The 21053-nt window shown below is 71.1% G+C and carries 22 protein-coding genes; 6 read left to right on the top strand and 16 right to left on the bottom strand.

Annotation, left to right across the window (positions count from 1 at the left end; all coding sequences use genetic code 11):
* Window positions 1-119: 119 nt before the first annotated feature.
* The 5 genes from LY12_RS05750 to LY12_RS05730 all read right to left on the bottom strand — a co-directional run bounded on the left by LY12_RS05750 (window position 120) and on the right by LY12_RS05730 (window position 4602).
* The gene (locus LY12_RS05750) at window positions 120-365 is read right to left on the bottom strand and encodes a DUF397 domain-containing protein (protein WP_253853737.1); all 246 of its coding nucleotides are present in this window, start codon (window positions 363-365) and stop codon (window positions 120-122) included.
* 22 nt (window positions 366-387) lie between these two features.
* Complete coding sequence (locus LY12_RS05745) at window positions 388-1248, bottom strand: helix-turn-helix domain-containing protein (protein ID WP_253853735.1); 861 nt, start codon at window positions 1246-1248, stop codon at window positions 388-390.
* A gap of 226 nt (window positions 1249-1474) precedes the next feature.
* Window positions 1475-2377: an acyl-CoA thioesterase II gene (tesB, locus tag LY12_RS05740; protein WP_253853733.1), complete on the bottom strand. Its 903-nt coding sequence runs from the start codon at window positions 2375-2377 to the stop codon at window positions 1475-1477.
* Window positions 2378-2423: 46 nt separating this feature from the next.
* Window positions 2424-3848 (bottom strand): pyruvate kinase, encoded by a 1425-nt coding sequence (gene pyk / locus LY12_RS05735; protein WP_253853732.1) that lies wholly within the window; start codon window positions 3846-3848, stop codon window positions 2424-2426.
* Between the two features lie 91 nt (window positions 3849-3939).
* Complete coding sequence (locus LY12_RS05730) at window positions 3940-4602, bottom strand: DUF2461 domain-containing protein (RefSeq protein ID WP_253853731.1); 663 nt, start codon at window positions 4600-4602, stop codon at window positions 3940-3942.
* A 269-nt stretch (window positions 4603-4871) separates the two neighbouring features.
* Between LY12_RS05730 and LY12_RS05725 the strand changes: the two genes are divergently transcribed.
* Window positions 4872-6353, top strand: coding sequence for an NCS1 family nucleobase:cation symporter-1 (locus LY12_RS05725; protein ID WP_253853730.1), 1482 nt, complete (start codon window positions 4872-4874; stop codon window positions 6351-6353).
* Window positions 6354-6416: 63 nt separating this feature from the next.
* Window positions 6417-7148: an aspartate/glutamate racemase family protein gene (locus LY12_RS05720; protein ID WP_253853728.1), complete on the top strand. Its 732-nt coding sequence runs from the start codon at window positions 6417-6419 to the stop codon at window positions 7146-7148.
* A gap of 46 nt (window positions 7149-7194) precedes the next feature.
* Here LY12_RS05720 and LY12_RS05715 read toward each other — a convergent pair whose 3' ends face one another.
* Both LY12_RS05715 and LY12_RS05710 read right to left on the bottom strand, forming a co-directional pair.
* Window positions 7195-7884 (bottom strand): GntR family transcriptional regulator, encoded by a 690-nt coding sequence (locus tag LY12_RS05715; RefSeq protein WP_253853727.1) that lies wholly within the window; start codon window positions 7882-7884, stop codon window positions 7195-7197.
* Window positions 7885-8111: 227 nt separating this feature from the next.
* On the bottom strand, window positions 8112-9137 hold the full coding sequence (locus tag LY12_RS05710; RefSeq protein WP_253853726.1) for a 6-phosphofructokinase: 1026 nt from the start codon (window positions 9135-9137) through the stop codon (window positions 8112-8114).
* A 227-nt stretch (window positions 9138-9364) separates the two neighbouring features.
* Here LY12_RS05710 and LY12_RS05705 point away from each other — a divergent pair, with 227 nt between their 5' ends.
* Both LY12_RS05705 and LY12_RS05700 read left to right on the top strand, forming a co-directional pair.
* Window positions 9365-9679: a hypothetical protein gene (locus LY12_RS05705; RefSeq protein ID WP_253853725.1), complete on the top strand. Its 315-nt coding sequence runs from the start codon at window positions 9365-9367 to the stop codon at window positions 9677-9679.
* A 272-nt stretch (window positions 9680-9951) separates the two neighbouring features.
* On the top strand, window positions 9952-11040 hold the full coding sequence (locus LY12_RS05700; RefSeq protein WP_253854929.1) for a 3-deoxy-7-phosphoheptulonate synthase: 1089 nt from the start codon (window positions 9952-9954) through the stop codon (window positions 11038-11040).
* Between the two features lie 55 nt (window positions 11041-11095).
* On the opposite strand, the gene LY12_RS05695 is transcribed toward LY12_RS05700, so the two are convergent.
* On the bottom strand, window positions 11096-11596 hold the full coding sequence (locus tag LY12_RS05695) for a polyadenylate-specific 3'-exoribonuclease AS (protein WP_253853724.1): 501 nt from the start codon (window positions 11594-11596) through the stop codon (window positions 11096-11098).
* Window positions 11597-11745: 149 nt separating this feature from the next.
* Window positions 11746-12522: a lysophospholipid acyltransferase family protein gene (locus tag LY12_RS05690; RefSeq protein WP_253853723.1), complete on the bottom strand. Its 777-nt coding sequence runs from the start codon at window positions 12520-12522 to the stop codon at window positions 11746-11748.
* A 461-nt stretch (window positions 12523-12983) separates the two neighbouring features.
* On the opposite strand from LY12_RS05690, the gene LY12_RS05685 reads away from it, so the two are divergent.
* Entirely contained in the window at window positions 12984-13589 is a 606-nt protein-coding gene (locus LY12_RS05685; protein WP_253853722.1) for a hypothetical protein, read from the top strand.
* A gap of 115 nt (window positions 13590-13704) precedes the next feature.
* On the opposite strand, the gene LY12_RS05680 is transcribed toward LY12_RS05685, so the two are convergent.
* Genes LY12_RS05680 through LY12_RS05650 form a run of 7 tightly spaced genes read right to left on the bottom strand, consistent with a single transcriptional unit; the run spans window position 13705 to window position 19071 of the window.
* Window positions 13705-14598 (bottom strand): NUDIX hydrolase, encoded by an 894-nt coding sequence (locus LY12_RS05680; RefSeq protein ID WP_253853721.1) that lies wholly within the window; start codon window positions 14596-14598, stop codon window positions 13705-13707.
* Window positions 14599-14647: 49 nt separating this feature from the next.
* Window positions 14648-15586 carry an ROK family protein gene (locus LY12_RS05675; protein ID WP_372493479.1) on the bottom strand — a complete coding sequence of 313 codons (939 nt, stop codon included), beginning with the start codon at window positions 15584-15586 and terminating at the stop codon, window positions 14648-14650.
* An 18-nt stretch (window positions 15587-15604) separates the two neighbouring features.
* A complete protein-coding gene (locus LY12_RS05670; protein ID WP_253853719.1) occupies window positions 15605-16216 on the bottom strand; it encodes a hypothetical protein in 612 nt (203 codons plus the stop codon).
* Window positions 16213-17385 (bottom strand): ArsA family ATPase, encoded by a 1173-nt coding sequence (locus LY12_RS05665; protein WP_253853718.1) that lies wholly within the window; start codon window positions 17383-17385, stop codon window positions 16213-16215. Before LY12_RS05665 ends, LY12_RS05670 begins: the two co-directional genes overlap by 4 nt.
* Window positions 17386-17390: 5 nt before the next feature.
* The gene (locus LY12_RS05660; protein WP_253853717.1) at window positions 17391-17834 is read right to left on the bottom strand and encodes an SRPBCC family protein; all 444 of its coding nucleotides are present in this window, start codon (window positions 17832-17834) and stop codon (window positions 17391-17393) included.
* 27 nt (window positions 17835-17861) lie between these two features.
* Window positions 17862-18650 carry a metallophosphoesterase family protein gene (locus LY12_RS05655; RefSeq protein ID WP_253853716.1) on the bottom strand — a complete coding sequence of 263 codons (789 nt, stop codon included), beginning with the start codon at window positions 18648-18650 and terminating at the stop codon, window positions 17862-17864.
* A 4-nt stretch (window positions 18651-18654) separates the two neighbouring features.
* Complete coding sequence (locus LY12_RS05650; RefSeq protein ID WP_253853714.1) at window positions 18655-19071, bottom strand: polyketide cyclase / dehydrase and lipid transport; 417 nt, start codon at window positions 19069-19071, stop codon at window positions 18655-18657.
* Window positions 19072-19193: 122 nt separating this feature from the next.
* Here LY12_RS05650 and LY12_RS05645 point away from each other — a divergent pair, with 122 nt between their 5' ends.
* Window positions 19194-20987, top strand: coding sequence for an AMP-dependent synthetase/ligase (locus LY12_RS05645; protein WP_253853712.1), 1794 nt, complete (start codon window positions 19194-19196; stop codon window positions 20985-20987).
* The last annotated feature ends 66 nt before the right edge of the window (window positions 20988-21053 follow it).

Raw genomic sequence — 21053 nt, 5'->3', positions numbered from 1 at the left:
GGTGACTGTGAACGAGACGATCGCCGTAAGGCCGGGCCCGCGGCATCGGGCGATCACGTCGGATCGCCGCCCCCGCGGGCCCTTACCCGCCCCTTACCCGGACCGCTGCGGGTAAGGGTTCACCGGCGGTCGAGGATGCCGCTGCGTGCGGCCGTCAACAGCACGTCCCACTCGGACGCCGTCATGCGCAGCATGCCGCCCGCGGGATTCTTCGAATCCCGCACCGCCGTTCCGCCGGGAGTGAACGCCACTTCGACACAGTCGTTGCCGCCACCGCTGTAGCTGCTCTTGCGCCATGCGAGCGCGCCGGGGTCGATCCGGTGCGAGCTGTCCGGCCCGCTGGCGTGGGACAGGGCGCTGGCCATGTGTTCTCCTTGTCGATCCGGTTCAGTTGTCGTGCTTCTCGAACCGCCGCGCGGCGGCCTCGATCATGTCGAGCGAATCATCGGGCTTGGCGGCCGCGGCGCGCAAATGGTCGAACATGAGCGCGTAGCGATGCACCTCGGCACCGTCCTCGAGATACAGCCCGCCATTCGTGCTGTCGACGTAGACGACGTCCTGATCCGCCTGTTCCGGAAAACCGAGAATGAGAAACGGTCCCTCCATTCCCGGATGGGCGCCACCGTCGAACGGCACGACCTGAATCGTCGCGTGCGGCAACGCCGCGACGTCGAGCATCCGCCACAGCTGCTCGGCCATCACCTCCACGCCGCCGACGGCGCGATGCAGCACGGCCTCGTCCATCACGGCCCAGTACTCGGGCGGATGGGCGTCCTGCAGCAGCGCCTGCCGTTCCAGCCGCGCCTCGACCCTGCGATCGACCTCGCTCTCGGTGGCGTCGGGCCGCATCGCGCGGATCACCGCACGGGCGTACCGGCGCGTCTGCAGCAGGCCGGGGACGAGCAGCGCCTGGTACGCCCGCAGCGAGGCGGCGTCCGCTTCGAGCCCGACGAACGTACCGGTGAAGACCTCGTTGTAGGCGTGCCACCAGCCGCGTTTCCGTGCCTCCCGCGCCAGCTGGACGAGCGCGTCGGCCTCCTCGCCCGTGACGCCGTACACCCCCAGCATGTCCCGCGCGTCCCGCGGCGTCACGCCGACGTTGCCGGTCTCGACCCGGCTCACCTTCGACGCCGAGCACTCCAGCCGCTCGGCCACGTCGTCGATCGTCAGGTCCGCGGCCTCCCGCAGCCTGCGCAGTTCCCCGGCCAGCCTGCGGCGGCGCACGGTCGGTCCCTGACCACGCGTCATCACTCACCTCCACCTCGTCGCCGCGCCCCATCTAACCACCGAGCGCGCGAAAAGTAGGTGCCGGTGAATCACATCGGCGACGAAGGATCACACCATTCGCAGAACTGCAAATTGCATTCCTGCGAATGGCGCGGGGAACGGCGGTCCGCCGTCGCACCGCGCGAAACGTGGCCACCCCGGAGCCGACCGCCGACGAGCCGACGGCGCGGGCCTATGGAACACGGGCCTACAGGACGCGGACCAGACCCTCCTGCACGACGGTGGCGATGTGGCCGCCGTCGCGGGCGAAGAACCGCCCCGTGGCCAGGCCGCGTGCGCCGGACGCGGTCGGCGAGGTGCTGTCGTAGAGGAACCATTCGTCGGCCCGGAACGGCCGGTGAAACCACAGCGCGTGGTCGAGACTCGCTCCGAGCACCCGGTCGAACTCCCAGTACACGTCGTGTTCGGCGAGCACGGAGTCCAGCAGCGTGAGGTCCGAGGCGTAGGTCAGCACGCACACGTGCAGCAGCGGGTCGTCCGGAAGCACGCCGTCGGCCTTCATCCACACCCGGTTGCGGCCCTCCCAACCGCCGGTCTCGCGGGTCACCCACGGCGGCTCGTTGACGTACCGCATGTCCAGCGGCCGGGGGCCGGCACGCATCGCGAGGGTGTCGGCGTAGGGCGCGACCCGCTCGGCGAGCGTCGGCAAGGTCTCCGGAGCCGGCACGTCCGGCATCTCCCCCGCGTGCTCGACACCGTCCTCGGCCAGCTGGAACGACGCCGACAAGGTGAAGATCGCCTTGCCGTGCTGGACCGCGGTGACCCGCCGGGTGGTGAACGACCGGCCGTCGCGCACGCGGTCGACCTCGTACACGATCGGGACTGCCGGATCACCGCCGCGGATGAAGTAGGCGTGCAGCGAGTGCACGTGTCGCTCGGACGGCACCGTGCGGCCCGCGGCGACGAGGGCCTGACCCGCGACCTGCCCGCCGAACACGCGAGTCGGCGAGTTCGGCGGGCTCACGCCGCGGAAGATGTTCTCCTCGATCTTCTCGAGGTCGAGGAGATTCACCAGCCGGTCCAGCACCGGCTGACCGCCGCCCGAGTCGTCGCCGGGTTCCGATGCCGCCGCGCGCGCCAGTTCCGTCATGGCCCGATTCTTTCACCGCCGCCGACGCGCGAGCTGCCGGACACGGTCAGGCGTGGTCGTCCTCACCGAGCCGGTGGACCCGGATGAGGTTGGTCGATCCGACCGTTCCCGGCGGCGAACCGGCGACGATGACCACCAGGTCGCCCGGCTGATACCGGCCGGTCTCGATCATCGCCCGATCGCACTGCTGGATCATCCGGTCCGTCGAGTCGGCCTTCGGCACGAGCTGCGTGTGGGTGCCCCAGGTCAGCGCCAGCTGGCTGCGCACACTCTCCAACGGGGTGAACGCCAGCAGCGGCAACCGGGTGTGCAGTCGCGCGAGCCTGCGCATCGTGTCGCCGGACTGGGTGAAGGCCACGAGCGCCTTCGCGTTGAGCCGCTCGCCGATGTCGCGGGCCGCGTACGAGATCACGCCCCGCTTGGTGCGCGGTACGTGCGACAGCGGCGGCACCGCGGGCAGATCCGATTCGACCGCCTCGACGATCCGCGACATGGTCTGCACCGTCTCGATCGGGTACCGGCCGACGCTCGTCTCGCCCGAGAGCATGACCGCGTCCGCGCCGTCGAGCACCGCGTTCGCGACGTCGGAGGCCTCGGCACGGGTCGGCCGGGAGTTGCCGATCATGGAGTCCAGCATCTGCGTCGCGACGATGACCGGCTTGGCGTTCTCCCGCGCGATCTGGATGGCCCGCTTCTGCACCAGCGGCACCTGTTCGAGCGGCAGTTCCACGCCGAGGTCGCCGCGCGCCACCATGAGGCCGTCGAAGGCCAGCACGATCGCCTCGAGGTTGTAGACCGCCTCCGGCTTCTCCAGCTTGGCGATCACCGGCACCCTGCCCTTGCCGACCCGGTCCATCACCTGGTGGACGAGGTCGATGTCGGCAGGCGAACGGACGAACGACAGCGCGATGAAGTCGACGCCCAGTTCGAGTGCGAACTCCAGGTCCGCCACGTCCTTGTCGGACAGCGCGGGCACCGACACGGCCATGCCCGGCAGGGACACGCCCTTGTTGTTGCTGACCGTGCCGCCCTCGGTCACGGTGCACACCACGTCCGACCCGTCGACCTCGTCGACCGTCAGGCCGACCTTGCCGTCGTCGACCAGCAGCCGGTCGCCCTGCTTCGCATCCTCGGCCAGGCCCTTGTACGTCGTGGACACGCGGTCGTGGGTACCGACCACGTCCTCGACGGTGATGCGGACCGTGTCGCCGGTGCGCCATTCGACGGGGCCACTGGCGAACGTGCCGAGCCGGATCTTCGGGCCCTGCAGGTCGGCGAGGATACCGACGGCCCTGCCGGTCTCGGCCCCGGCGGAACGGACGAGGTCGTAGACCTGCTTGTGGTCGTCGTGGTCGCCGTGACTGAAGTTCATCCGGGCGACATCCATCCCCGATTCGACGAGGTCTCGGACCTTCTCCGCCGTCGCCGTTGCGGGGCCCAGGGTGCATACGATCTTCGCTCGTCGGCTCACGCCTGCACAGCCTAGACGGTCGCCGCCGTCTCGTCTTGACCGATCCGGTCTCCGCGTGCCGCGGCGCGTGGCGTGCCCGCTCACACGCCGGTCAGCGGCGCGGCTGCGTACTCACCCCGACGTGATCGCGCGCCCACTCGTTGAGCGGCCGCACCTGCCGCCATGCGCGGCGCACCCGGTCGAGACAGTCCGGTTCGTGGAGCGTGTCGTCCGGTTCCCACGTGTGGATCGCGTACAACCTGCGATGCCGCAGGAGGTCGAGGCGAGGATGGTCGGCCGGCACGCCGCGCGGACGGGTCCGGAGGGTCTCCCCGGCTATCTGCCAGCCTTTCCCACGCAGCTCGTCGAGGATGCGCTCGAGCGCACGGCCTGCCGCGTCGGTGTCGGCCGCCCGTCGGAACCGGGCCAGTTGGTCGGGGGCGAGGTGGAAACACCCGCCGCCGGCCCGCAGACCGGCGGGCCCGACCTCGACGTAGCAGGCGCCCCCACCGCGGCCCGCTTCGATCACGCCGCCGCAATGGGTCTTGTAGGGCGTCTTGTCCTTGGCGAACCGCACGTCACGGTACGGGCGGAACACCTTCGGCTCGCCCAGGTCGGAGAACTCGTCGGCCAGCTCGGCGAGCAGGTCCTCCATCGGCCCGCGCACGTCGCGGCGGTAGATCTCGACGTTGGCGTTCCAGTACGGCTTCGAGTTGTCGGCCACCAGGCCGTCGTAGAAGTCGATCGCGTACTCGCCGAATCCCGTGAACGCCACGGAACCGAACCTAGATCACGCCGATGCCCAGTCTTGACGCGGCTGGCCGGCATGGCTAGCGTCCCCCGCGTACTACGAAAGTATACTTCCGCATAACGAAATACTCTGCCACATCCCGGCCCTACCCGCTGCTCGCAGCGGCGAGACCCGACTCGGCCTCCGAACCGCCAGGCACGAGCGGCCTTCCGCCACCCGCGCGGCGAGCCCGCCGAACTGCGCCGACGACGAGTGGACCGAACACTGCCCAGCGGAAACTTGGAGGCAGGTCAATGACGACCATGGACGAGCAACCGGCCGCGGAATCCCGCGGAGCCGCCAGCTCCCGCCTGTACAGTTACGATCTCGCCCCGACGAAACGGGAAGGCCGCCCCTGGGGCGCCTACAACGTTTTCACGCTCTGGGCCAACGATGCGCACAGCCTCGGGAACTACACCTTCGCGATCGGCCTGTTCGCGATCGGACTCAACGTGTGGGGCATCCTCGCGGCCTTCGCCCTCGCGTCCGCGTTCCTGTTCGTGCTGCTGAACCTGTCGGGCTACATGGGGCACAAGACCGGCGTGCCGTTTCCCGTCATGAGCCGGATCGCCTTCGGGGTCAAGGGCGCGCAGATACCGGCAGCCGTCCGCGGGCTGGTCGCCATCGCGTGGTTCGGGATCCAGACGTATCTCGCCTCGGCCGTGCTCAGCACCCTGCTCGTGGCCATGTTCCCCGCGATGCAGGCCCTGGAGAACCAGTCGGTGCTGGGATTGTCACTGCTCGGCTGGATCACCTTCCTCGCCCTCTGGGTGATTCAGGTCGTCATCGTCAGTTACGGCATGCACGTGATCCGCCAGTACATGGCGATCGCGGCGCCGACGACGCTCATCACGATGTGCGGCCTGGCGATCTGGTTGTTCATCGAAGCGGGCGGATCGATGTCGTTGTCGACGTCGGACCCGCTGACCGGTGGCGCGATGTGGCTGCAGATCCTGGAGGGCGCCGCCCTCTGGGTCGTGATCTACGGAACGTTCGTGCTGAACTTCTGCGACTTCACGCGCTCGGCCAAGAGCCGCCGTTCGATCGTCCGCGGGAACCTGGTCGGGATCCCGGTGAACATGCTGTTCTTCGCGGTCATCGTGGTCGTCCTCAGCGGAGCTCAGTTCGAGCTGAACGGACGCGTGATCACCAGCCCCACCGACATCGTGCAGACGATCCCCAACATGTTCCTGCTGGCCGCGGCGTCGATCGCGTTGATCGTCCTCACGATCGCGGTGAACCTGCTCGCCAACTTCGTGGCGCCCATCTACACGCTCGTCAACCTCTTCCCCCGGCAGCTCAACTTCCGCCGCGCCGGCCTCGTCAGCGCGCTCATCGGCCTGGCCATCCTGCCGTGGAATCTCTACAACAGCCCCGTCGTGGTGAACTACTTCCTCGGTGGGCTCGGCGCGCTGCTCGGCCCGCTCTTCGGCGTCATCATGGCCGACTACTGGCTGCTGCGCAGGACCCGCGTGAACGTGCCGGATCTCTACACCGAGGATGCACAGGGCGAATACCACTATCGGCGCGGCTACAACCCCAAGGCGGTGTGGGCCTTCGTCCCGTCCGCGGCGATCGCCGTGGTGCTGGCGCTGGTGCCCGTCTTCGGTGCCGTCTCCGGGTTCTCCTGGTTCATCGGGGCGTTGCTCGGTGCGGTCTTCTACGTCGTCATCGGCGAACGCCAGGCCGATGCGCGCGACGTGGACGGTGAGTCCATGGCCGTGGCCTCGGAATAGCCACGGCTCCGACCAACCGTGACCGCCTCGACGAAACCGGAAAGCCGTGAGGGACAACCAGCGATGCGCATTCTTGTCGTGAACGTCAACACCACTGCCTCGATCACCGAATCCATCGGAAAGCAGGCGGCGACCGCTGCGTCGGCCGACACCGAGATCGTCGCGTTGACGCCGTCCTTCGGTGCGGAGTCGGTCGAGGGCAACTACGAGAGCCACCTCGCCGCGATCGCGGTGATGGAACGGGTTCGGGCCTACCCCGAGCCGTTCGACGCCATCATCCAGGCCGGCTACGGCGAGCACGGCCGCGAGGGCCTGCAGGAACTGTTCGACGTCCCCGTCGTCGACATCACCGAAGCGGCCGCGAGCACCGCCCAGTTCCTCGGCCGCACCTACTCGGTCGTGACCAGCCTGGACCGCACCGTTCCGCTTATCGAGGACCGGCTCACCCTCGCCGGCCTCGACGCCCGGTGCGCGTCGGTCCGTGCCAGCGGGATGGCCGTGTTGGACCTCGAGCGCGACCCGCACGCCGCCGTCGACGCCATCGCCGAACAGGCGGTCGCCGCGGTGCGTGACGACCGGGCGGAGGTCATCTGCCTGGGATGCGGCGGGATGTCGGGGCTCGCCGAACGTGTCGTGGAACGCACCGGGGCCCCCGTCGTCGACGGGGTGACCGCGGCGGTCACGATCGCCGAGTCACTCGTGCGCCTCGAACTGAGCACCTCGAAGGTCCGCACGTACGCGCCGCGGCGCGGCAAGAACATGACCGGCTGGCCCCCGCCGCAGCAGCAGGTGTGACGCGCGCGGCCACGCCGTGAGCACCCGTGCGGCCGGCGGTGGCGGCTCAGACGCCGCCGGGATCCGGCGCGTCCGGGACACCGTCCACGATGTGGTCGAGCACCATCCGCCGACTGGAGCGGACGTGCCGCAGAGCGACCTCGGCGGCGGCCTCGGCATCGCCCCGAACGATGGCGGCGTGCAACTCCTCGTGCTCGCGGCACACGCGTTCCGGCTCGAGATTCAACCGGAACAACCAGGCCAGCCGGCCGTGCAGCGGTTCCAGCATCGACATCAGCAGTCCGTTGCCGGCCAGCGCGACGAGTTCGTCGTGGAACGCCGCGTTGGCCTGGAACATGTCTTCGGTCTCCCCCGCCCGCAGCGCCGCGCGGGCCTGCTCGGCGAGTTCGCCCATGCGCGCTGCGCCCTCCGGGCCCGTCTGCTCGACCGCCCGCCGCGCCGCGAGCACCTCGAGTGCTTCCCGCACGTCGAAGAGTTCTTCCATCTCGCGCCGATTCAGACTCCGGACGAACACGCCGCCCCGGCGAGGGAGCACCTCCAGCAGTCCCTCGCTCTGCATCATGCGAATCGCCTCGCGCACCGGAACCCGGGAGATGCCGAACTCGTCGGCGAGGTCGTACTCCAGCAGGCGATCACCCGGCCGGAGCTCTCCCTCGGCGATGCGTGCGTGCAGCGTGTTGCGCACCTGCTCGCGCAGCGGGGCACGCGAATCCGTACGGAGCTTCCCAGCGGACACCGCTCCTCCTCGTCGCCGGCCCCCGACTCGGAGGCGCCCGGCCGGGCACACCGCGCCGGCAGCTGCGGGGGTTCCTCCCGCCCAGCGTAGATCAGGATCTGCCGGCGCCTCGACCAGCGTGCGACCGCGGCCGATGGGGCCCGCCGTCGCCGCGGACGGGCTCGTGACCCGATCCGAACCGCCCGCCCCGCCGTCCCGCCGGTTCACGTCCGGACCGGCGGGCGGCATCAGCCGAAGAAGACCTCCGCCTCGGCGTAGCGCTCGGCGGGAACGGTCTTCAGCTCTGCCGTGGCCTCCGTCAGCGGCACGCGGACGATGTCGGTGCCGCGCAGAGCCGTCATCGTGCCGAAATCCCCGTCGGCGACCGCGTCCACGGCGTGCAAGCCGAATCGCGTGGCGAGCACGCGGTCGTAGGCGGTCGGCGTGCCGCCGCGCTGGGTGTGCCCGAGGACCACCGCGCGCGACTCCTTGCCGGTCCGCCGGGCGAGCTCGTCGGCCAGCCACTGGCCGACGCCGCCGAGCCGCACGTGCCCGAACGCGTCCTTCTCGCCGGTCTGCAGCACCTCGGCCCCGTCAGCGGGCTGTGCCCCCTCCGCCACGACGACGATCGGCGCGTACTCACGTTCGAACCGGGACTGCACCCACCCGGCCACCTGCTCGATCGAGAACGGCCGTTCCGGCACGAGGATGACGCTCGCCCCGCCCGCCATACCGGAGTGGAGTGCGATCCACCCGGCGTGCCTGCCCATCACCTCGACGACCAGGGCCCGGTGGTGTGATTCCGCCGTGGTGTGGAGCCGGTCGATCGCTTCGGTGGCGATGTGCACCGCGGTGTCGAAGCCGAACGTGTAATCGGTGGCGCCGAGGTCGTTGTCGATCGTCTTCGGGACGCCGACCACGTTCACGCCTTCCCGGCACAGCCGTTCCGCGACTCCGAGCGTGTCCTCGCCGCCGATGGCGATCAGCGCGTCGACGTGCTCCGCGGCCAGCACCTCCAGGATCCGTTCCGCTCCGCCTCCGTCGGCGTACGGGTTGGTACGGGACGAGCCCAGGATCGTGCCGCCGCGGGTGAGGATCGGCTCGACGTCGTCGACACCGAGCGGGCGCATCGATCCGGTGAGCGGGCCACGCCAGCCGTCACGGAATCCGACGACATCCCAGCCCCGTTCCCCGGTGCCCTTGAGGGTCACCGCGCGGATCACCGCGTTCAGTCCGGGACAGTCGCCGCCACCGGTCAGGACACCCACGCGCATCGAGTTCCACCCTCCGCAGTACGCACCTCACTGTGTGCGCCCAGGATAGACACACATCACTGGATCGGTGCAGCAGGCAACGACATCGATACGCCGCGGCTAACGACACCCGCTCCCGAGCCGATCTTCGCGGTATGCCGGATGTCCCGCCTCTCGACCCACCGCCCGAATACGCGGACCCGCGGCGCGGCGCCACGCCGCGACCCCTGAAAGGAGGCACCACAACGGTGGCGCTGATGGTCCTGCTCGCTCCGGTGCACGGTTTCGGATTCCTGCTCGCGCTGCTGGCCGCAGGATCCTCCGACGCGAGCGGACGAGGCGGCCCGTTCCGCGCCTGCACGGCGGACTCAGTGTCGTGTACCGGCCCGAGCATCCCGCTGATCGCAGGTGGCGCGGCCGTCGTCGTCGGCTGCTTGGGAGTCGCCGTTCACGCGGGGATGCGCGCGGGGCGATTACCATCGCGGTGGCGACACCGGAGCGCGTTGCTGGTGGTCAGCGTCGTTGTCGCCACCCTGACGGACACAGCCCTGCTCTTCTCCTGAGTGCCCGGCGCGCAGTCCCGTCCGAGGTAGACATGGGTCACTGGACCGATAAAGCGAGGTTAGCCTCTGCTATGGTCCAGGACATGCAGCGCTATTACTGGTTTACCTGGCCGGCCCGGAGTGGGCCGGTCGGCGTGACCGTGCGCTGACCACACCCACTTCGAGCCGGACGTCGAGCCGGCTCGGTGGTTTCCGGGGCGGCTTGCGGAAAGGAAGTCACCCCGATGGCCACTCTGCCGACCACGGCATCCCCCGATCCCACGGCGGCAACGATGCCGGCAGCCACGGCGGCCTCCCAGGCGGGCACCGGCCTGGACGATCATCGCATCACCCACGTCAGCCCGCTCATGTCGCCCGCACTGCTGCGCCAGGAACACCCCGTCGACGACGCCGTCGCCCGCACGGTCACCGCGGGCCGCGAGGCCGCCGTCGACATCCTGTCCGGCCGTGACGACCGCCTGCTGGTGGTCGCCGGACCCTGTTCGGTCCACGACGCCGACGCCGCACTCGACTACGCCAGGAGACTCGCCGCGCACGCCGAGAAGGTCAGCGGCGAGCTGCACATCGTGATGCGCGTGTACTTCGAGAAGCCCCGCACCACGCTCGGGTGGAAGGGCCTGATCAACGATCCCGACCTCGACGGCCGCTTCGCCGTCAACAAGGGCCTGCGCCTCGCACGCCAGTTGCTGCTCGACGTCTCCGCGCTCGGCCTTCCGGTCGGCTGCGAGTTCCTCGACCCGATCATTCCCCAGTACATCGCCGACGTCGTGACGTGGGGCTCCGTCGGCGCGCGCACCGCGGCCAGTCAGGTGCACCGCCAGCTCTGCAGCGGGCTGTCGATGCCGGTGGGGATCAAGAACTCCACCGAAGGCGACGTGCAGGTCGCGGTCGACGCCACCCGGGCCGCCGCGGCGAGCCACGTCTTCCCCGGCATCACCACCGACGGCGTGTCCGCGCTGCTGACCACGGCGGGCAACGAGGACTGTCACGTGATCCTCCGCGGCGGCAGCACGGGCCCGAACCACGACCCCGACACGGTCGCAGACACGCTCGCCCGCCTGCGGAAGGCCCAGCTGCCCGAACGCGTCGTCGTGGACGCCAGCCACGGCAACAGCGGTAAGGACCACGTGCGCCAGGCCGGGGTCGTGACGGAGCTGGCCGAGCGGATCGCGGCGGGCGAGCCCGGCATCTCCGGCCTCATGCTGGAGAGCTTCCTCGCCGACGGCAGGCAGGACCTGACCCTCGGACGCGCGGCCGACCTCGACTACGGACGCAGCATCACCGATGCGTGCCTGGACTGGACCACGACGGAGTCGCTGCTCGACGATCTCGCCGCAGCGGTACGCACCCGCCGGGGCTGACCGGCTCGCAGGCAGGCCGGAACGGCCGGGCGCGGGCGATGTCCCCCGCGCCCGGTCAACCGGCGAAGCCGGAGCGCAGGCGCACCTGTTCGATGACCTTCCACCGCTCGAGGTTGTGCCGAGCGTCGGCGAGCGCGTCGTGGGCGTCGGCCGGTTGCTTGGGCAGCGTTGGCTTGCCGACGTCCTCCCAGCGCTGGCGCAGGTCCCGCGTGAACCGGGGCAGTTGCCGCGGCAACGTGGGCATCGCGCCCCACAGCTGGGCCAGCGCCACGTGGTCGTAGGCGGCGTACCAGGCCCACAGCTCGATACCGTCCGACGGCTTGCCGAAGAACTCGAGCAGGTCCTCCCGGATGCGGTCGCGGCTGCGCCAGGCCTTGTCCGCGGGTGACGGCAGCTTGTCCAGCACGTTCTCGCGGACCCACTTGCCGGCCTTGTCCGGGTCGAACTCGGTCGAGACCGCGTAGAAGCTGCGTCCGGATTCGTCCACCACACCGATCGACACCAGGTCGATGGTCACGCCGTCCTCGATGAATTCGGTGTCGTAGAAGAATCGCACCGCAGCACCGTAACGGGCGGCTCGTTGGGACGCGTGAGCCGGTCCGGGAGCGGTCCGCGCCGTACCGGGGCCGCTCCGTGCGGCGCCGGGCGTGCCTCCCCTGCGGCGCAGGTGCTCAGCCGGCGCAGGTGCTCAGCCGGCGCAGGTGCTCAGCCGGCGCGGCTCTCCGACATCCGCGGCGAGGCCGCGTCGGCACGCGACCGGCCCCGTCCGCCGACGTCGCCCGCCTGCGGGTGCAGCGGCACCGCCTCACCCAGTTCCTCCTTGGCCTTGGCGGCGTAGACGTCGACGTACTCCTGGCCGGACAGCTCCATCAGCGCGTACATGATCTCGTCGGCGATCGACCGTTCGACGAACCGGTCACCCGCGAGTCCCTCGTAGCGTGAGAAGTCGAGCGGCTCCCCGAACCGGATCTCGAGCCTGCGCGGCCACCACATCCTCGAGCCGATGGGGTTGACCTTGTCGGTGCCGATCATGGCGACGGGGATGACCGGCACCTGCGCCTCGAGTGCGATGCGGGCGACGCCGGTCTTGCCCTTGTACAGCCGCCCGTCGGGAGAGCGGGTGCCCTCCGGGTAGATCCCGAGCAGCCGTCCCTCGGCGAGCAGCCGGACGCCCGTGTCGAGCGCGGCCTGTGCGGCCGAGGCGCCGGACCGGTCGATCGGGAACTGCCCGGACGCGGTGAAGAACCACTTCTGGAGGCGCCCCTTGAGGCCGGGCGTGGTGAAGTACTCCTGCTTGGCGGGGAACGTCACGCGCCTGCGCACGTGCACCGGCATGAAGAAGGAATCGGCCACGGCGAGGTGGTTGCTGGCGATGATGGCGCCGCCCTCGGCCGGGATGTTCTCCGTGCCGGTGACCTTCGTCGGCCACAGCAGCCGCAGCAGCGGGCCGAGCAACACGTATTTGAGCAGCCGATACACCACCGGGCCGCGCCTCCTCATCTCCGCACCCAACCGAAACGATCACAGTACGAACGCCGTGTGCACCGCCACAACCGCGGGGTCGTAACCACCATCTATCTCACACCGGCCGCGGCACCGCGACCATCGGCTCTCCCCACCGGCGGGGAGTGACGGCGCTTCCGGCCCGCGCGCCGGGCCGCCGTGCGACGATGGCACCCGATCACCCGTGGCGACGAAGGGACCTGCGGTATGCCCGTGTTTGCCGCCGCCGAACCGTGCCGGAACCCCAGGGCCGGACGCACCGGGGTGCCGTGGTCTCCCGGGTTCACCGGACCTCGGGCCGGCGTCGGTACCGATCCGGCATGGGCTTCCGACGTCGCCTTGCACAACGGCTTTCGCGTCGCCACCCTCGATGGCGACGCGCCGCTTCTCTTCGAACGCGGCAGCGCGTTCGCGGCCGCGGTCAGGCAGGTGGGGACCAAGTGAGCAGACCAGGCTCCGACGGACCGGAGAACGTCGACGCGACGTTCGAGGAGATCGTCGCGGACCTCCGTGCGCAGGGTTTCGACGAACCGGGTTTCGACGAGCAGCGGTTCGACAAGCAGGATTTCGATAGGCAGGGGTCCGACGGGCAGGGGTTCGACGGACCCGGCGGGGACGACCGGGGTGGCGGCGCGCTCGCGGAGCGCCCCGACCCCGATCCCGAGGGCCGCGACGGCGACGACGACGGCCGCGGTCCGGCGGCGGCCGCGCCGGGCTCGCGCGGTGACGGGTGGCGGGACAGCCCGATCGCGTGGGACGAGACGTTGTTCGGCCCGGCACCGGGCGACGACGACGATCCCGACGACCACTTCGTCCCACCGGAACCGCCGCCGCTGCCGAAACCGCGCAAGGGCGCCGTGGTCGTGCTGGTTCTGCTGGTACTCGGACTGCTGCTGCTGATCGCGCCGTCGATCGTCGGCCTGTCCGGAGCGGTGGCGACGCCGCTCGGCATGCTCGCGCTCGCGGCGGGGATCGCGCTGCTGCTGTTGCGCGTCCGGCAGGGCCCGCCGGACGGTGCCGACCCGACCAACGGGGCCCAGGTCTGACCGTGCGGAGTCCGTCGCCGGCCTGATGATGCTGGGCTGTGGGCCGTGGATGCTGGGCTGTGGGCCGCGACCGCGGCGCGTGACCCGGGGTATGAGACTGGCCGTGGCTGGGTGCTCACCCCGGTGTGCAGGCGTCGAGCAGCCGCCACAGCGCTTCCGGGGCCATGACCGCGTCGGCGCCGAGCTGCCCGCGTCGCCCGTCGTCGGTCGTGACCGCGACGAGATGATCGCCGGGCTCGGCCGGCCGCGTGCCGGGAACGACCGTCACGAGCCGGCCGTCCCCGCTGCCGCCGGTCTCCGCCTTCTCGACGCCGACGCCGGCGCCGGATCCGCTCCCCGCGGCGGGGCCGCCGGCGACCAGTACCACGTGCGGCCACCACGTCCAGTGCGCGGCACCGGCCACCGCGCCGAGGCCCAGGTCGCCCGCGGCGACGCCGACTCCGGCGAGCACGGCCAGCCGGTCCCGCAGCCGCGCGACCGCCCCGGCCCGGGCGTCCCGCCCGCCGGGCTGGGCACCGAGCACCGTGTCGGCGTCGACCAGCAGCACGAGCCGTCGGTCGAGCTGACCGCGCAGCTCCGGCCAGGCCGCGGCGAACCCGCTGTGCAACGGATAGTCCGCCACGTCGGCGGGCGGGACCCAGCGCAGGGCCGTGCTCTCGGCGTTGGTCACTCGCGGCTGCGCCGCGTCGCCGACCGTGGTGGCGAGCACCGTGGTGTAGCGCCAGCTGCCGTGTTCGTCGGTGCGCTGGGCGAGGACCCGGAAGGCCTCGCCGGGCACGGCCGTCTCCTCCTCCGTCTCCCTGGCGGCGGCCTGAGCCGACGTCTCGTGCGGCTGCACCGCACCGCCCGGCAGCGCCCACGAGCCGCCCTCGTGCGTCCAGCCCGCACGGTGCTGCAGCAGCACGCCGCGGTGCGGATCGCTCAGCAGCAGCCCGGCGGCTCCGAACAGTCCCCAGTGGCGCCGTCCGCAGTCGCAGCTGACGAACCCGTCCCCGTTGCCGACCAGCATCGTTCGAATCTAGCGCGCCTCGCCCGCGACACGCCCGTGACCGACAGGATCAGACCACTGGGCCGCGGCTCTCGGCCGCGAGCGTGGCGGCGCCGACGATGGCGGCCTCGTCTCCCAGCTGCGCCGTCCGGATCCGCGCGTGCGGACGGTGCTTGCCGCCCGTCACGGCACGCAGGTACGTCTCCCTGGCATCGTCGAGGAACAGCGGCGCCGACGCCGACACGCCCCCGCCGATGACGACGATCTCCGGGTCGTAGACGTCGGCCACGAGCGCCAGTCCCTCGCCCAGCCACCGGGCGAGCTCCGCCATCGCCTTGCGGGCCAGCGGGTCGCCGTCCCGCGCGGCCCCGGCGACGCGGCGCCCCGTCAGCGCCCCCGGGTCCTCGGCGGCCTCCCTGGCCAGCACCGTCGAATGTTCCGGGTGAGTGGCCAGCAGTTCGATCGCCGTCGCAGCCAGGGCCGTCCCGCTGCAGTACCGCTCCCAGCAGCCGGACTTGCCGCACGGGCACGGCCGTCCACCCGGCACCAGGCACAGGTGTCCCAGCTCGGGCGCCACCCCGTGCGCACCACGGAACAGCTCGCCGCCGAGCAGCAGGCCGGCGCCGATGCCGGTGCCGACAGCGACGAACACGCCGACCGATGCGCCCCGTGCCGCACCGAACCGGTATTCGGCGAACGTCGCCGCGTTGGCGTCGTGTTCGAGCGTCACCGGCAGTCCCAGCCGTGCGCTCATCCGCTCGGCCACCGTGGCGGTCCGCCATGGCAGGTGCGGGGCGAACATCACCGACGTCCGGTCGCTCCCGACGAATCCGGCCACCGCGAGGCCGACGGCTGCCACCTCGTGCCTGCTCCGCAGTTCGGCCACGACACCGGCGATCGCCTCCTCGAGTGCCGGCTCGTCACGCGGAGTTCCGGTGCGCGCCGTGTCGAGCACGTCGCCGGTCGCGTCGACGACACCGGCGCGGATGCTCGTGCCGCCGACGTCGATCCCGATCGCGGCCACCCGCTACTCCCCCGGTTCCCAGCTCTCACGGGGGCGCACGGGCACCCGCTGAACCCGGCGCGACGAGCCTGCCGGTCCGCTACCGCCGCGGCCGGGCCGTTCGGCGAACACCGACGCGGACGTGGGGGTGAAGCCCGCCGGCGCGGGACCCGGCCGGGAGGACGGCCGGTACCCGGGCATGTGCACGCCTTCGTCCGGTTGCCACCGGTCGGCGAGCACGGCGCGGAGCAGGGCGATGAGCGCGGCGGCCTGGTCGAGCACCCGCACGGCGACCTCCGGTGTCTCGCCCCGCACGATCGCGATGACGGCGCAGAGCGGGCACCACGAACACGCCGATGCGCGGTCGCCCTGCCCCCCGGCCGCGCCGTCGGACTCGGCCGCGTCCGGGTGCCCGGCTGCCTCCGGCCCCGGGTGCGCCGCGCCGTGCCACGGCGGCTGCGCGTCGCAGGCATCCGGATCGCCCTGGCCGTGTCCCGCCGCGAACACACTCCGCAGCCACGGCTCGGCCCGCTCGGTGACCAGGTCGACCAGCAGCCGGATCTCCTCAGCCAGCCGCGCGCCGTCGGCCGTGGCCCCGGCTCCCGGTTGCCCCGCGGGGCCTTCGGTGCCGCTCACGCGATTCCCTCCAGGTGCACGAGCACGCCGCGGGGATCGGACTCGGCATCCGTGATCCGGCAGGCGCGCAGTGGTTCCGGCAGCGCGATCAGCCTGCGGACACCGTCGACCGTGATCGCGAGGTCGTCGTCGACCCGCGCCAGGTCCACCACGCTGTCCCTGGCCAGCGGCACCGCCACCCGGAGCCGATAGCCGTCGCCCGCCTCGAACATCTGCAACAGCGGGCCGCCGGCCTCGGCCGAGGTGGACCCGCCGGCCGTGGCGTCCTGTCCGAGCGGGTCCGACGCGGCGTACAGCTCCGTGGCGATCTCGCGCAGCGCGGCCACGCCGACCGGTTCGTCGGCGCGGTACTCGACCGAGCGCAACCGCTCCGCCGCATCGCCCAGTCCGGATCGGGACAGCTCCGCCAGCACGTCGTCCTGCTGCCGGCGCCGCTGCCGCACCCACGCGGCGGCCGCGCCCCGCCACCAGCCCGGTGACGGCATCACGCGGTTCGCGATCATCCCGTCGACCCTGATGCCGCGCAAGGCGAGTGAGGTGAGCGTCCGCCGCGTCTCGGCGACGACGACCCGCTCGGGCGTGAACACCAGCCGCACACTCGTGCGCTCGGGATCGGTCAGCAGGTCGCGCAACGACCGGGTGTGGTCGGCCAGCCGGGTCATCGACCGGGCCAGCCCGGAGCGCTTCGCGACGGGACCCGCCATGCGCGTCAGATACCCCGAGACGGCCTCGGGCAGCGCCAGCAGGCGCAACGTCTCGGCCGTCGGACCGCAGTCGACGACGACGGCGTCCCACTGCCGCGTCCCGGCGAGCCGCTGCACCTCGCCGAGCGCGAGCAGCTCGTCGACGCCGGGAACGACACTCAGCTCCTCGGCGGCGAGCCCGTCCAGCCCGCCGCCGCGCACCAGCGCCGCCTGCAGCTGTTCGCGCACGCCGTCCCACGCGTCGTCGGCCAGCCCGCGGACGTCGAGCTGAGCACCGTACAGCCCGTCGGCCACCGCCACCGGCTCGTGCCCCAGCGGCACCGCGAACGCGTCCGCGAGCGAGTGCGCCGGATCGGTCGACACGACCAGCGTCGCGACGCCCCGGTCCGCCAGCGCGACACCGGTCGCGGCGGCCAACGTGGTCTTGCCGACACCGCCCTTCCCGGTCAGCAGCAGCAGTCGCACGTGCGTCAGCCCTCGGCCTCGACGCGCTTCTTCAGTTCCTTCAGAGCAGTGTCCATGATCATCTTCTCGGCCTTGCGCCGCAGCATCCCGATCATCGGCAGCGCCAGCTCGACGGCCAGCGTGTAGGTGACCTTGGTGCGGTCGCCACCGAGCGGTTCGAGCTCGTACCGGCCGTTCTGGGCCTTCTGCATCTGGCCCTTCACCAGATGCCAGCTCACCGACAACCCGTCGTCGGCCCAGTCGTACTCGAGCGTGTAGACGTCTTTGACCGGGCCCGAGTCGAGCGTGAACCGCACCTGGGTGGCCCGGCCCCGTTCGTCGGTGCCCAGCACCTCGGTCTGCTGCACCGCCTTGGCCCACTCCGGATAGGCGGGCAGATCGGCGATGACGGCCATGATCTGCTCCGGAGGGGCGTCGACCTCGATGGACTGCGTGGACTGGTCGGCCATGGCGCTAGAGCGTAGCGGTCCAGTGTTTCACCATCGCAGCACGTAGGGCCGCGGGTCGCGCTGGAAATGTCCCACGTTGCGGCACTCGGTCACGCCGACCCGCTTCGCACGGGCCAGCGGCTGGTGCACGTGGCCGAACAGCGAGCACCGGGGCCGCTCCCGCACGATCAGATCGGCGAGGGCCTCCGAGCCGAGCTCACCCCGCCGCGCGACGACGTCGTAGGTCAGTTCGGGCAGCGCGGGCGGGACGTGACTGCACACCACGTCGACCCCGCTCAGCCCGGCGACGGCCTTGTCGAACTCCTCACGGGTCCGCAGATAGGGCCGCCACGCCTGGTCACGCCGCGGCGTCGCGCTCTCGGGCAGCACCGCGCCCCCGACGAACCCGAACCGGAGCCCGCCGATGTCACGGACCTCACCGTCGACGAAATGCAGCCCGGGCGCCTCGAACTCCGGCCACAGCGCAGGCGTGTCGACGTTACCGGGAATGGCGTAGGTCGGTGCGGGCAACGCGCCGAACAAGCGCGTGTACTGCTCACGCACGGCCTCGTCGACCGCGGCCCGCGGGTCCGCCAGGCTCCCCCACAACCGTTTCGACAGCTCGACCATCTCCCGCCTGCGGCCCTGCCGGCGCAGCGTGGCGAACGTGGCGACGTGCTCGGCGCCGAACAGCGAACCGAGGATGCCGCCGCCGTGTTCGTGGTAGTCGACGAAGTCGATCAGGTCGCCGAGCACGACCAGCGCGTCGGCGCCGTCACCGGCGCGCGCCAGCGCCTCGGCGTTGCCGTGTACGTCGGAGACCACATGTACCCGCACGTGATCATTCTACCGTCGCGCGGGGCGGCGTCCCGGCGGCGCGGCCGTCCTCCAGCGTCACCTTCAGCTCCAGCGCGATCGCCTTCGCCGCACGCGCCCGCCGGTCGAACTCGCGCCGCAACCGCGCACCGGAAAGGCGCTGCCCCTCACCCGTGACGGGGGTGGCGCGCAGGAAGTAGTGCAGCAGGGTGCCGTCGAGCACGGGCTCGAGCCATACCTCCATCGTGCCCACCAGCGCGCCCCGCACGGTCCAGCGCAGGCCCTGCTCACCGCGGTCGGTATAGACTTCGAGTAGCAGGTCGGGCCAGTACCGCCGCCACGCCGCCGGGTCCGCGAAGACCGCGGCGAGTGTGCTCGGGGGCACGGTCAGGAAGGTCTCGTCGACGATGTCGAGCGCAGGCTCGGATTCGGATCCGGTCACGGTTGCGAAATGGTATGCGCCTCACAACACGCGCACACCCACCCATGGTGAACGGCACCGGCACCGACTAAGTTGACCGGCGAGTAACAACGTTGTTTGGAATCCCCACTGCGGAGGTTGACGTGCGCGAGTACAGCGCCCCAGCACTACGGCCCATCGCCGACGACGAGAACGCCTCCGACGTCGTCTGGGCCAACGCCGAGCGGTTCGGCGACACCGTGAGCTTCCGTCGTCTGATCGACGGTTCGTGGCGGGACGTCACCGCGCGCACCTTCGCCGCCGAGGTGCTCTCGACGGCCAAGGGCCTCGTCGCGGCCGGCCTCGAGCACGGCGACCGCGTCGGCCTGATGTCGAAGACCCGCTACGAGTGGACCCTGTTCGACTTCGCGATCTGGGCCGCGGGCGGCGTCACCGTGCCGATCTACGAGACGTCCTCGGCCGAGCAGGTCCACTGGATCCTCTCCGACTCGGGCGCCAAGGCCGTCATCGTCGAGACCGCCGAGCACACGGCGGCCCTCGGCGAGGTCCGTGACCGGCTGCCCGAGCTGGCCCACGCCTGGCAGATCGACGGGGACGACCCGGCGGTCGACGCGCTGGCCGCGCTCGGCGCCGACCGGCCCGACGACGAGCTCCACACCCGCCGCCGCTCCGTGCGGGCCGACGACGTCGCCACCATCTGCTACACGTCCGGCACGACGGGCAGGCCGAAGGGCGTCACCCTCACCCACCGGAACCTGCTCTCCGAGGTGCGCGCCGACATCGACGCGTTCCCGGACCTGATGGAGTCCGGCAACTCGCTGCTGCTGTTCCTGCCGCTCGCCCACATCCTGGCGCGCGCCATCGCCATCACAGCGTTCACCTCCCGCGTCACACTCGGCCACACCGACACCACCGACCTGGTCGCCGACCTGGGCGCCTTCCGGCCGACGTTCGTGGTCGCCGTGCCGCGCGTGTTCGAGAAGGTCTACAACTCGGCCAAACTCAAGGCCCACGCCGACGGCAAGGGCAAGATCTTCGACGCGGCCGAGGCCACCGCGATCGCCTACAGCCAGGCCACCGACGCCGGCAAGGTCGGCCTGGGCCTCAAGCTCAAGCACGCGGTGTTCGCCAAGCTCGTCTACAGCAAGCTGCACGCCGCGCTGGGCGGGCGCTGCATCGCGGCCGTGTCCGGCGGCGCCCCGCTGGGCACGCGCCTCGCGCACTTCTTCCGCGGGATCGGCGTGCCGGTGTTCGAAGGCTACGGCCTCACCGAGACGACCGCGGCCGCCTGCGTGAACACACGCGACGCCTTCAAGGTCGGCACCGTCGGCAGGCCGGTCGCCGGCACCTCGGTGCGCGTGGCCGAGGACGGGGAACTCATGCTCGCCGGCGGTGTGGTGTTCGGCGAGTACTGGCGCAACGAACAGGCCACCGCCGAGTCCCTCGAGGACGGCTGGTTCCACACCGGAGACCTGGGCGAGGTCGATGACGAGGGCTTCGTCAAGATCACCGGCAGGAAGAAGGAGATCATCGTGACGGCGGGCGGCAAGAACGTCGCCCCGTCGACGATGGAGGACGCGCTCAAAGCGCACCCGCTCATCAGCCAGGCGATGGTCGTCGGCGACCAGCGTCCGTTCATCGGCGCGCTGGTGACGATCGACGAGGAGTTCTTCCCGACGTGGAAGGAACAGCACGGCAAGCCCGCCGACGCCACCGTCGCCGACCTGGCCGGTGACGAAAAGCTGCGCACGGACGTGCAGGCCGCCGTGGACGAGGCCAACAAGCTCGTCTCGCACGCCGAGGCCATCAAGAAGTTCAGCATCCTGCCGCGGGACTTCACCGAGGCCGGCGGCGAGGTCACGCCGAGCATGAAGCTCAAGCGCAATGTCGTCAGCAAGAACTACGCAGGCGACATCGACTCGCTGTACGCCAAGTAGTCCGGAACCCGATCCATGTGGGAGGGGTGCTCACCCGGCGGTGAGCACCCCTCCCACTTCTCGTGG

The organism is Prauserella alba (assembly GCF_024171735.1).
In the GTDB taxonomy this organism is placed as follows: Bacteria; Actinomycetota; Actinomycetes; order Mycobacteriales; family Pseudonocardiaceae; genus Prauserella; species Prauserella alba.
The sequence above is the reverse complement of the archived record's forward strand: the minus strand, read 5'-3'. Positions and strand labels throughout refer to the sequence as shown.